This is a genomic window from Dapis hubbardiae BLCC-M172, from assembly GCF_050016015.1.
Classification (GTDB): domain Bacteria; phylum Cyanobacteriota; class Cyanobacteriia; order Cyanobacteriales; family Microcoleaceae; genus Trichodesmium.
In genome coordinates, this window is the sequence record NZ_JBNHEQ010000266.1 from 42,489 (window position 1) to 55,228 (window position 12,740).

The window sequence follows — 12,740 nt, forward strand, 5'->3', positions numbered from 1 at the left end:
TGACAAGACCATCAAACTGTGGAATCCCCACACCGGAAAATTGCTGCATACTAACCGAAAAGGGCATTCAGATTCTGTCCGTTCCGTCGCTTTCAGTCCCGACGGGCGAGTTCTTGCCAGTTGCAGTAATGACAAGACCATTAAACTGTGGAATCCCCAAACCGGAGAATTGCTGGATACTCTAAAAGGCGATTCAAGTTATGTCAGGTCTGTTGCTTTCAGTCCCGACGGGCAACTCCTGGCTAGTCGCAGTGGTGAGAGCATTAAACTGTGGAATCCCCAAACCGGAGAATTACTGCACACCCTAGAAGAACATTCAGATTATCTCAGCTCCCTCGCTTTCAGTCCCGACGGGCAACTCCTGGCTAGTGGCAGTGATGACAACACCATCAAATTGTGGCATCCCCACACTGGAGAATTGCAGCGTACCCTACAAGGGCGTTTAGGTTCCCTCGCTTTCAGTGCCGACGGGCGAGTTCTTGCCGGTCATTCTGGCACAACTATTACACTGTTGCATTCCCATACTGGAAAATTACTAAGTACCCTAGAAGAACATTCAGAGTTTGTCACTTCCGTCGCTTTCAGTGCCGACGGGCGAGTTCTTGCCAGTGGCAGTTGTGACCAAACTATCAAACTGTGGTATCTTCCTGCCCTAAACTCTCCACATGCCGATCGCGAATTTCCCGTTACCAGTCCCGATCGCTCTCTTATGGCCAAACCAAATTACGACGAAACCACCGAAACATGGAATCTGGAGATTATTGACGCTGCCACCAAACAATTGTTGCAAACCCTCCCTGCTCATTCCGGTTCCATCGAACAAGTCATCTTTAGCGAAGACGGCAACACGATGGTGAGTCTAGGAGGAGATTTAGTCATCAAAGTTTGGCGTCGGGGGGATGGGTGAAGTCAGAAGTTAGAAGTCAGAAGTTAGAAGTCACAGCATATTTCAACTATATGAAGTCTAAATATTAACAATTAAATTTTTGTAGTGCGGGCATCTTGCCCGCGTAGTAGGTGAAGTAGTCCAGTAGGGTGCTTTATATAAAATCCGGTTAAACAGTGGTCATTGCGACGATAGGAAGCAATCTCGTGGGACCCCTGAGATTGCTTCCTTCCACTCCGTTCCAGTCGCAATGACTTGGATATAGTAATTATCCGGATTCTATATTACACTTCGTTAACGCACCGCCAAATCTATAATTTTTCGGTAGGTTACGCTGACGCTTTTCATGTCGGCGACAGCCGAAACCAACCCTAATGGAGTGTTTCAGCTAAAATAGTGCGTTATATCATTGGGGGCGGGTTTATCTAATTAAATGTGAAAACTCGTTAATTTAACGGCGAAACCCGCCCCTACTATTGCACTATTTACAGCGGTTTTCATATCAGTAGACGACAGTAGGGACGTTGCATGCAACGTCCCTACTGTGATTTACCAAAATGAAAACCGCTGTAATTATCCATTATTCATTGGTAAGTTCTGGTATACTTAATTATTATTGTCTCTTATTTTTTCAATTTATATGAAAATAATATTTTTTGGCACACCTCTATTTGCTGTTCCTACTCTAGAAAAATTATTAGCTGACCCAGAAATTGAAGTTATGGCAGTTGTCACTCAACCGGATAAAAGACGGGGGCGAGGCAATAAACTGATTCCATCTCCAGTTAAGTCGGTAGCTGTCACCCATAATATCCCTGTCTGGCAACCGCGCCGAGTTAAAAAAAATGCTAAAACTCTCGACTTATTAAGGCAAGCAGAAGCGGATGTGTTTGTAGTAGTTGCTTATGGGCAAATCTTGTCCGCCGAAATTTTGGAGATGCCGAAGTTGGGTTGTGTGAATGTTCATGGTTCGATTTTGCCAAAATATCGTGGTGCTGCTCCTATTCAATGGTCTATTTATCATGGGGAGGCGGAAACGGGCAATACTACGATGTTGATGGATGTGGGAATGGATACTGGTCCAATGTTATTGAAGAGTGTGACTCCTATTGGTTTGTTAGATAATGCTGTATCCATAGCGGAAATTTTGGCAAAGGATGGGGCAGATTTATTGCTGGAAACTTTGTTCAAGTTGGAGGACAGAGAAATTGAACCTATTGCTCAAAATGATTCTCTAGCAACTTACGCTCCACTGATTCAAAATTCTGATTATGAAATTGATTGGTCAAAAAGTGCATTGGATATTCACAACCAAGTCAGAGGATTTTTCCCTAATTGTTTCACAAGTTTTCGGAGTCAGTCTTTGAAGGTAATGGCAACTGTGCCGATAGGTGGTGAATATTGGTCGGAATTGCCTCCGGAATTACAGAAGTTGGAGAAGGTTTGGTCTTCTGAATCTGAGGTTGTTGGAAATATCGGGGAAGTGGTGAAAGTAATTAAGGGTTTAGGACCTGTGCTGCAAACTGGTAGTGGTTGGTTGTTGTTGTGGCAGGTGCAGTTAGCGGGGAAAAAGGCAGTTTCTGGTTGGGATTTTGCTAATGGTACTCGTTTGGCAGTGGGGGAAGTTATTGGGGAAGTAGGGGAGTAGGGGAGTAGGGGAGTGGGGGAGTGGGGGAGTGGGGGAGTGGGGGAGTGGGGGAGTGGGGGAGTGGGGGTAGGGACGTTCGCATTTTTGTTATGCAACGTCCGTACGGGAGTGTAGAGAAATGGGGAGATGGGGAGATGGGGTGTATTAGATATCTCCCAAAATACAATCATCAAATCAATTCTTACCCATTTTTTATCAATTAATTCTCCCTCCCAAAAAAGGCTAAAAGCTTTATCTATTAAGATAGTATTGGCTAAAAACTTTTAATCAATAGCGTTTAGTTATAGCGGTTTTCACAAAGGTAGACTACAAAACTTCTTCATTCTTCCTTTAAACCCAAATCTCTGTATTCTAAAAAACATGAAAACTGCTATAAGTATTTTTTTAGGTAAATCTTATAAATAGGGATTTTCAGTTGAGTAATTTACTGAACTCTCTTGTAAACTGCTATCAACTTAGTAATTCTCTTCACCTCAAAAATTAACCAATATTTTTGTGATATGAAAACAAAATTTCATCCACATTTTCTAGGGTGACTTTCTCCCTGTCTGCTAAAGTTTTAATTGTCTGAGTAATAGCTTGAATTTGAAAAGTTTCGAGATTTAGACCTAGTTGATGAGCGCGATGTGCAATACTATTTTTACCTGTTAGTTTGTGATTAATTAAAATTGACCGATTTAAGTCAAAATCATTAGGATCTATTGCTTCATAAGTTCTAGAATTATTGATGATTGCTTTAGTATGAACTCCGGCTTTATGATTAAAAGCAGCTTCTCCAACAATGCAATGATCGAAAGGAATAGAAAGTCCTATTTTTTCTGCTACTAATTGATTTAATTTCTGAAGATAAGATAGAGAATATTTTCGATTTAAAGTTTCTGGATCGAGGGTATAAAGACGAGCAATTAATCCAGATAAAGGTGTAATACCATTACGTTCACCAATGCCTAAAACACTTGTATCAATATGAGTTACTCCTGCTTCAAAAGCAGCAAAACTATTAGCAATAGCACAACCTGTATCATTATGACCGTGAAATTCTATATCTTCAGAAAAGCATTGTCTCATCTCTTGAATTAATTGATAAACTTGATGGGGAGTGGCTATACCTACTGTATCAGCTACCCCAAAACGATTGACAATTCCTAATTTATTAATTGCTAAATAAACTCGTAGTAAATCTGATAGGGAACTACGAAAAGAATCTTCTGTGGAAAAACGCAATTCTATTTGGGGATTTTGTTGATGAATAAAAGTAATAACTTCTGTGGCTATATCAATAATTTCATCAATACTTTTACCATGACCAAATTGACGTAAAAGTTTAGATGTACCCATAAATAGATTAATACCATCTACACCTGTATCTAGGGCAATTTTTGCATCTTCAATATGGCAGCGAATATGGGTGATAACTTTAGCTTGTAAACCTAACTGAGCTAAGTTTTTACAGTCTTGATAGGATTGAGGGGAAACAGTTGGAGATGTTACTTCAATATATTCTACTCCAAATTGATCTAGTGCCCTAGCAATTTCAACTTTATCTCCAGTAGAAAAATTTGACTTAAAAAATTGTTCTCCCTCTCGGAGAGTAGAATCAACTATCGCTAGTTTACTTAATAACATTTTTTTAGTTTAGATATAATTCCATAATTTTAGATAAACATATTATAGGGATGATTTTTCGTATGATTAATTACAATTTATTTTCAAAAAAATGCTATATATTAAAAATATTTAAGATAGTTTAAGTTATTTTTGAATTTAGCAATCTGTGATGAAAAATTTTGATTTGCTGTTATCAAAGAAAGAACTAAGAAGAGCCAAAGCAGGTCTATTTTTTAGTAAGAATAAGGGTTTGGAGACCAAACCCCTACAGATTTGAATTTTCCGCCTTGCATAGAGTGCGGGATGAATTAGTAGGTTTGGGGGGGTGTGGGGAGTGTGGGAGAAATTATAGTTTTAGACAAAGAGGAAGTACAAAGATTCATCCCAAGGTTTCAGCAACGCCTAATTTTCTAATAATCCCCTTACCGAATAATTAAGGTTTAAAGCCAACTAGATCAAGAGAAACAATGAATTTATTTTCCTTTTATTCAATCCAATCCGTTTTAGGGAGAGGTAATTATCAATTATCAATTATTGAACTATATCTAATATATTTAATAACTTTTTGAGCTAATTTTTGAGGTGTAAACTTAGTAGTTTATAATACTAAAGTTCGTTATGGAGTTATAGTCTGTAAGGCTATTTTTGTTGCCTGAAAATTGTAGTTTATACTCTCTTCAAGCAAGATTTTTAGTTTTTGACTAACTTCTGTATGTTGGTAGATTCCTTTTTTAATCCCAGTGAAAATTTCTTGGGGTTCAGCAAAGGTAAATAAACTAGAAGCTTCAGGTATACCTAAAGCAGAAAAACTCATATTTTTTTGTTTAATTACTATTCCATCTTCCACAGATTTTGTTATTTGAATAAAAGCATGATTTCGAGTAAAAAGGCGTTTTAAACGTACTAATAATGGAGCATCTAAAATCACAAATTTTGCCTTTTTCAAAATATTAGCAGCATAAGTAACTTCATTTTTACCCCGTCAACCATCGAGAATTAATGGATAATTAATTTGATTAAGATTAAGTTGTAATTGAGTCAAAACATGAGCCATACCACCGGGAAATTATTTTTGATATTGACGAGTATATTTAAACCGCTCTAGGCAACAAATTGTTTGAATATTCTTTCCATTTAGACCTGCAATATAAGGAATAATTAATTCTGTGGTTAGAGTACGTCGATTGGGAAGTAAGGTAAAATTCAACCCAGATTTAGTTAATGTATTAATCATTGTAGTTTTACCTACTCCTGTTAAACCGACAATGATAATTAGGTATTAATTTCTGGTAGAAACCCAACCTTTTTCTGAAGGAACTCCAACACCAATTCCTGGTTGTAACTTTTGAAAACTTTGATGAGTTTTAGTTATATTATTGAAATGATAATTTTTTTAATTAAAGTGAGTATATCTTAAAATAGGGAATAGGGAATAGAAAGGAAAAAAACAAATGTACTTTAGTAACTTGAGAAAGGCTAAAGATAAATATTAAAATTAAATGAAATGACCAAGAGAAAGTAAACTTAAGTATTTCAAGCCTCTGGGTGAACCCAGAGGTACTGATAACTGTTAACGCAGTTCCTCCGATAGGAGGCTAACTTTTAACTGATAACTGAAATGACTCATCACATTTTGAAAGCTAACTGTAAAACTGTTCATTTAGGAGGATTTTCACATCAACTAGAACCAGCATTAATAATTAATTCTGGCGATCGCGTGGATGTGGAAACTTATACTGGTTATTATCTTTATGACCAAGCACCTGAAGATTTTTTCAATCCTGAATTTCTAGAAATTTGTCATAATTTACCAGCAGAAAGAAAGGTCGGTTCTGGTCCTCATTTATTAACTGGACCGATATATATTAATGATGCTCAACCGGGAGATGTACTAGAAATTATTCTGGAAAATATTTACCCTAGTTTACCGATGGGATTTAATTCTATTCGTCGGGGATGGGGAGCATTACCTGAAGAATTTACGGAACCAAAACTAAATTTTATTCCACTAAATTTAGAGAAAAAATTTGCAGAATTTCCTCCTAAGAGCGGGATAAAAATTCCTCTTCAACCATTCTTTGGAATTTTGGGAGTTGCTACAGAAAATTCTCAACGTTCTTCTATTCCTCCTGGTAGTTATGGAGGTAATATTGACTGTCGGGAATTAAAGGTTGGTTCGCGAATATTTTTGCCTGTTTTTGTGCCGGGCGGTTTATTTTCTATTGGTGATGGTCATTCTGCACAGGGCGATGGAGAGATAAATGTAACAGCAATTGAAACTTCAATGAATGGTACTATTAAGATTAAATTGAGAAAAGATTTACAAATAAGTTTTCCTATGGCAGAAACATCTAGTGATATTATTTCTTTTGGATTTGGCAATACTTTAGATGGTGCTTTTGAATTAGCTTTAAAACAAATGATTAGTTGGTTAGAAAAATTTGTTGGTTTGAGTCGTGAAGATGCTTATATTTTGTGTTCCCTTGCAGTGAATTTTCATATTACTCAAGTTGTAAATAATCCTCAAAAGGGAGTGCATGGAATGTTGGCAAAATCTATATTACCGAAGAAAACTCCAGATAATATTAAATCTGGTAGCATTGGTTTCATTAATGGATAATGGATAATGGATAATTGATAATTGATAATGGATAATTGATAATTACTTCTCCCTTTTAGGGAGAGGATTGACCAATAAGGAAAAGATTTATTTCTCTTGGTCGATTATACAAATTACCAAAAGTAATGCTATACTTCGACTATACTTCAACAGTCAAATATTTAGCAAGACTCAAAGTCTGTTTTTAACAATTATTAGTTAGTTAATATAGATTATCACTACTTTTCCTCTCCCCCCTCCTCCCACACTTACCACACTTCCCCACCCAACCAAATATAGCAAGATTTTTGAGAAATGGTATTAGATATGGCGTTTTGCTGCGCGACATATAAAGCGTTAGCGTTAGCGCAGCTCCTCTGGAAGAGGCAGCGGCTCTGCAAGAGCGGGAAACCCTTCCCTCCGGGACGCTTCGCGAACGCCATCCCATCCTACGGAATTCTCCGCAAACGACCGCTTTTTTCCCTTGAAAGGGGAGGCTTCAAGGCGTGAATTATCTAATTATTTAATTGGTTAATTATTAATTATTTCGGTAATATAAAATCTGGTTGAAAAATTGTGATTGCGACTATAGGAAGCAATCTCCGTGAGATCCTGAGATTGCTTCATACCAACAAAACTTCAGTTATTTTAAGTTAAATAACTTTTATTTGAAGAGAAGGATATTTCAATTATGACTTGAGATAGTAAAATAATAATTTATGCTTAATTTTAGCAATATTTTTGCATATTTTTGTTGCTAATTTTTTGAAAAAATCTAGACTAACATCGCAAAATTTATATGATTTTTCTGAATTTTTATGAGACAATATTGACAAAATTGACTTGCGTGTAATTGCTTAATTATGGTGTGAAATTCTGCCATTTTCCATATAGTTGAAGGCTAAAATTCCACAGTATCTACTATAGCAATGTGCGCTGGCATATTTACAAATTGCAGGAGGTGTCCAAGCAGCTCAAAGCTTTATATTATCGGCAATTTATTCTCACTATTGCTTGTTTTATGTTCCCTGTTCCCTGCGCGCAGCGCTATAATGATTGACTGAAGTAATAGCAGTTACAATATATTCTGCTGAAGTTGGTAGAAACATTGGCCCAGAATCACTTGACCTTTTCATCTCTTGGAAAACCTTATTCTTTACTAATAACTGAAGTTTACTTTTTTCATTCCTTTAAAAGGGGATACTTGAGACCTTATTTTTTGCTCATACTATCTATTATCCATTTTTTTGATTTTGGAGCTCGCTAAAATTTTTTTCTTCTATCATACTAAACAATCCTAAAATCTAAAATAATCTTTAGATTTTATTTAAAAGTTCTTGAAAACTGAGAACAATCAAAATAATTTAGACCCAATTATCTTGATAACATCGTATCTTAAATAGAAAGAATATTTAATTTTGAATTTTATTGATTATAATATCTACAATAAAAACTTCTTTGATTAAGGAATAAGAATATGAATAATCAGAATAATTCTCATTGTTGTAGCTGTCACCATGAAGAAAATGATAATCATACTAACCAAACTACCCAAGAGTCACATTTAAAACAGGAAATTTTACCTTTACTTCCAGTCGCTATTATCTATATATTAGGTTTGATTTTCTATCAACAATTACAAAATATTGCCTACGGTATAGGGAAATACATAGTGTTTATTCCTATCTATATATATAGTGGATGGACGGTACTTTCTAGCGCTGGAAAAAATATTTTGAAAGGCAGAATATTTGATGAAAATTTTTTAATGACTGTCGCAACATTGGCAGCGATCGTTATTGATAAGTTACCGGAAGCTGTGGCAGTAATGTTGTTTTATCAAGTTGGGGAAACATTCCAAGAATATTCTGTTAAACGTTCCCGTAGTTCTATTAAGTCATTATTAGAAGTTCGTCCTGATTATGCAAATTTAAAAATTGATGATTCTCTGGAAAAAGTATCTCCTGAAATAGTAGAAGTTGGGAGTGAAATAGTCGTTAAACCAGGAGAAAAAATTCCTTTAGATGGTGAAATTATCTCTGGCAATTCTCAAGTTGATACTTCGGCTTTAACTGGGGAATCAATACCTAAGTTTTTCACAGTTGGGCAAACAATATTAGCAGGGATGGTTAATCAAACGGGAGTATTAACAATTCGGGTTACTAAACCTTTTGGTGAGTCATCCATTGCTCGGATTTTAGAATTAGTTGAAACTGCTAAAACTAAGAAATCTAAAACGGAAAGATTTATGACAAATTTTGCCAGATACTATACTCCAGTCGTTGTCTTTATTTCTTTGCTAATTGCTCTTTTACCTCCTCTATTTATGTCTGGTGCGACTTATGCCGATTGGATAAATCGGGCATTAATTGTATTAGTTGTTTCCTGTCCTTGTGGATTAGTAATTAGTATTCCTTTAGGTTATTTTGGTGGAGTTGGTGGAGCTGCTAAACGAGGGATTTTAGTTAAAGGTTCGACATTTTTAGATGATTTAGCTGCTATTAAAACTGTGGTTTTTGATAAAACTGGAACTTTAACAGAAGGTAAACTTCAGGTAACAGATATTATCACGAAAAATGGCTTGAGTAAACCAGAATTAGTAGAAGTGGCAGCTAAAGTAGAATCTTTATCAAATCATCCTATTGCTCAAGCAGTTTATAAATATAATTCCACGAAAATAGATAATTCTGATGTGTCAGAATATCAAGAAATTGCTGGATGTGGAATTAAGGCAAAAGTTGGGAATAAAACAGTTATTGCTGGAGGCGATCGCCTATTACATTTAGAAGATATTGAACACGATATTTGTGATGTTGGAGATACGGCAGTTCATTTAGCAGTTGATAGTAAATATGTTGGTTATATTACAATTTCTGACCAAATTAAATTAGATGCTGCTGAGGCAATTAAGTCTTTGAAAAATTTGGGAGTGGAAAAAACTATAATGTTAACTGGAGATAATCAAACTGTGGCTCAACGGGTGGCAAAAAATCTGGGTTTAGATGATTATCAAGCGGAATTATTGCCAGAAGATAAAGTTACTGCTATTGAAAAATTACTCTATCAAAATAATGGCAAAGTTGCTTTTGTTGGTGATGGAATTAATGATGCTCCGGTTATTGCTCGTGCCGATATTGGTATGGCGATGGGTAGTATGGGTTCCGATGCAGCAATTGAAACTGCGGATGTTGTTATTATGACTGATGCTCCTTCTAAGGTTGCCGAAGCAATAAAAATTAGCAGGAAAACTCGTCGTATTGTTTGGCAGAATATTGGTTTTGCTTTAGGAGTAAAAAGTTTGTTTATTTTGTTGGGAATAGTTGGGTTGGCAAATATTTGGGAAGCAGTATTTGCAGATGTGGGTGTGGCATTAATTGCAATTTTTAATTCTAGTCGAGTATTGGAATTCAAAAGTCAAAAGTCAAAAGTCAAAAGTTAAATAGGAAAGTAATATTAAATCCGGTCATCAAAAGGTACTTTTTCCCTATTCCCCTACTCCCCTACTCCCCTATCATCTTAAATACCTAATATTAAGGAGTTAATTAAACGGATGAATGCTTATAAAAAATATGTAATAATTGATAATCTTCAGCTGTTTGTTTGATCGGATTTACCATTTGCAGCAGGTCATTTCAGTTATCAGTTAACAGTTAACTGATAACAGTACCTCTCGCTAAACCCAGAGGCTTGAAATACTGAAGTTTATTTTCTCTTGGTCGATTAGATATGGCGTTAACGGAGTGGCTCTGTTAAGAGCGGGAGACCCGCTCCTACGGACCCGCTTCGCTTTATATGTTGCGAAGCAAAACGCCATCTCATCCTGACGGACTGCGAGCAATTCATGTCGCGAAGCGAAACGACCGCTTTTTCATCCCCTTAAAAGGGGAGGCTTGAGACCTTATTTTTTGGTCAAAAAGTGGAAATAATTCTTTTAGCTGAAGAGCATAATGAAGTTGATAGTCCACTAGAGGAATTACGCCAAAAAATTGATAGTGCAACTAAACAAAATTTAGCAGGAAATGTGAAAGAACGATACCAGCGGAAATGATATAAAATAGGGGAAAAAGACGTTGGTGAATAAAAGTATAATTTGAGAGAATTCAGGAGTTATAAAGGAGCTTTTTCTGGGTCAATTAGAGGGAAAATAGGTCTGATTTACACGTTATATCATGCCCGGTAGCATCGGTATTGTAAAAGGGTAAGAATTCAGAATTAAGAAATTTGCTTTGTCAGGCTTTATTTATCTAGGAATTAAGGGTATTAACCCCGAAAAACACTTAAATTTCCTGTAGATATTCACTCTTTGGTTTACACGCTCCGATACCAGCGGACATAATATTATAAATTTAGGAATTTCATACCGTGTTTCACCAAGACCAGGAAAAAAAGTAGCATCTAATATCATGTCCGGATAATCAATGATAAAAAAACCTTCTCCCTTTGAACTTTTCTTCCCCTTCTGCCTTCTGCCTTCTGCCCTCTGCCTTCCCTCCTCCAAAGTGTAACTATTCAACCGAACATGATATAAGTTCCCATCTCCCCACACTTCCCAGACTTTCCACCCTCCCATTGATAAGATCCCATCTCCCCACACTTCCCAGACTTTCCACCCTCCCATTGATAAGATCCCAAATGGGTTCTATAAACCCGGTTTCTATACTTCTGGAAATATCTATCTAATCTGAAAATCAGAACTTTCCAACTCAGGAGCATTCACAACATTCGCAAATAAACCGCCCTCTCCAAAACCACTTGCTACACCATCCGAGTTGTAGAACAAATTACCATTTGTCTGATTATAAACAATAACTCCTACTGCTGTTTCTGCTTGTGCGTCACTACTGACAACCTCAAACTCCTCAACAATACTAAAACCTTCACCTGCCAAACTATTAATAGCTGTAAACGTATTCTGATCTAACAAAATTTTATCCCTATCTTCCTGAAAGTCAGTAATAGTATCTGTACCAATATCCTCTGCTTGAAAAGGTTGGTTAGTATTAAAAATGAACTTATCCTTACTCGCACCTCCAGTCAGAGTATCGTTACCCGCACCACCATTTAAGCGATCGCGTCCCGGTCTCCCTTGTAAAATATCGTCACCTGCTCCTCCTAGCAAAATATCATTACCCTTACCACCAATAATTGTATCTGCTCCACCCACTCCTAAAAGGGTATCGTTACCTCGACCTCCTCCTAATTTATTGTTACCATCACTACCTGCAATATAATTGTTTCGAGGGTTTCCAGAACCATCAATATTTTCCCCGGTCAGCACCAGGTTTTCAACATTGCCTGGCAAACTATAGGTGATACTAGACTCAGCAGCATCAATACCAGCATTAGGATCTTCAATGATTATATCTGCGGTGTTGTTAATAATATAAGTATCATTACCCTCACCACCTGAAAGAGTGTCGCCATTGTTTGTTCCGATGAGGCGATCGCTATTAGGAGTACCAAGAGTATTGTTATTATTTGCTAGAGTCTCATCCACATCAGTCACATCTATAGTTAGTTGTTGCTCAAAACTTTCTGTGGGTGTTCCACTATCAGTTGTGCGGATATTAATAGTATGAGCTGTATTATTTTCAAAGTCGAGTAAAGAACTATTTGCTACTAATATTCGGTCTCCATCCACAACAAAACGACCATCCCCATCATTTAATAATGTATAAGTGTGAGTATCATCAACATCAGAGTCAGTTGTAGTTAGAGTACCTACCACTGTTCCATTATTACTATTTTCTGCAATAGCATGATTATCTAATTGAATTTCTGTAGGTGGGTTGTTGCTTGGGGTAGGTGTCTCATCCACATCAGTCACATCTATAGTTAGTTGTTGCTCAAAACTTTCTGTGGGTGTTCCACTATCAGTTGTGCGGATATTAATAGTATGAGCTGTATTATTTTCAAAGTCGAGTAAAGAACTATTTGCTACTAATATCGGGACTTTAGCAAATTTCAAGCCCAAACAAATCCCCAACTCTCTTTATGAG

Annotated in this window: 9 protein-coding genes and 1 pseudogene; 6 read left to right on the forward strand and 4 right to left on the reverse strand. The window is 36.5% G+C overall.

What is annotated here, in order from left to right; genetic code table 11:
- Nucleotides 1–40: 40 nt before the first annotated feature.
- The 3 genes and pseudogenes from ACP6PK_RS24565 to fmt all read left to right on the forward strand — a co-directional run.
- A pseudogene (locus ACP6PK_RS24565) lies at nucleotides 41–127 on the forward strand (hypothetical protein); the annotation flags it as partial.
- 42 nt (nucleotides 128–169) lie between these two features.
- Nucleotides 170–907: a WD40 repeat domain-containing protein gene (locus tag ACP6PK_RS24570; protein WP_426563497.1), complete on the forward strand. Its 738-nt coding sequence runs from the start codon at nucleotides 170–172 to the stop codon at nucleotides 905–907.
- Nucleotides 908–1,526: 619 nt separating this feature from the next.
- Nucleotides 1,527–2,534: a methionyl-tRNA formyltransferase gene (fmt, locus tag ACP6PK_RS24575; RefSeq protein ID WP_426563485.1), complete on the forward strand. Its 1,008-nt coding sequence runs from the start codon at nucleotides 1,527–1,529 to the stop codon at nucleotides 2,532–2,534.
- A 480-nt stretch (nucleotides 2,535–3,014) separates the two neighbouring features.
- On the opposite strand, the gene lysS is transcribed toward fmt, so the two are convergent.
- From lysS to ACP6PK_RS24590, 3 genes are all read right to left on the reverse strand, one after another.
- Nucleotides 3,015–4,160, reverse strand: coding sequence for a homocitrate synthase (gene lysS / locus ACP6PK_RS24580; RefSeq protein ID WP_426563487.1), 1,146 nt, complete (start codon nucleotides 4,158–4,160; stop codon nucleotides 3,015–3,017).
- A 598-nt stretch (nucleotides 4,161–4,758) separates the two neighbouring features.
- Nucleotides 4,759–5,088, reverse strand: coding sequence for a hypothetical protein (locus tag ACP6PK_RS24585; RefSeq protein ID WP_426563489.1), 330 nt, complete (start codon nucleotides 5,086–5,088; stop codon nucleotides 4,759–4,761).
- A 120-nt stretch (nucleotides 5,089–5,208) separates the two neighbouring features.
- Entirely contained in the window at nucleotides 5,209–5,415 is a 207-nt protein-coding gene (locus tag ACP6PK_RS24590) for a hypothetical protein (protein WP_371357595.1), read from the reverse strand.
- Nucleotides 5,416–5,760: 345 nt separating this feature from the next.
- Here ACP6PK_RS24590 and ACP6PK_RS24595 point away from each other — a divergent pair, with 345 nt between their 5' ends.
- The 3 genes from ACP6PK_RS24595 to ACP6PK_RS24605 all read left to right on the forward strand — a co-directional run bounded on the left by ACP6PK_RS24595 (nucleotide 5,761) and on the right by ACP6PK_RS24605 (nucleotide 10,789).
- The gene (locus ACP6PK_RS24595; RefSeq protein WP_426563491.1) at nucleotides 5,761–6,762 is read left to right on the forward strand and encodes an acetamidase/formamidase family protein; all 1,002 of its coding nucleotides are present in this window, start codon (nucleotides 5,761–5,763) and stop codon (nucleotides 6,760–6,762) included.
- A gap of 1,456 nt (nucleotides 6,763–8,218) precedes the next feature.
- Nucleotides 8,219–10,180 (forward strand): heavy metal translocating P-type ATPase, encoded by a 1,962-nt coding sequence (locus ACP6PK_RS24600; RefSeq protein WP_426563493.1) that lies wholly within the window; start codon nucleotides 8,219–8,221, stop codon nucleotides 10,178–10,180.
- A gap of 477 nt (nucleotides 10,181–10,657) precedes the next feature.
- Entirely contained in the window at nucleotides 10,658–10,789 is a 132-nt protein-coding gene (locus tag ACP6PK_RS24605) for a hypothetical protein (RefSeq protein ID WP_256386510.1), read from the forward strand.
- A gap of 624 nt (nucleotides 10,790–11,413) precedes the next feature.
- Here the strand turns inward: ACP6PK_RS24605 and ACP6PK_RS24610 are convergent.
- Entirely contained in the window at nucleotides 11,414–12,709 is a 1,296-nt protein-coding gene (locus ACP6PK_RS24610; RefSeq protein WP_426563495.1) for a cadherin domain-containing protein, read from the reverse strand.
- Nucleotides 12,710–12,740: the final 31 nt, after the last annotated feature.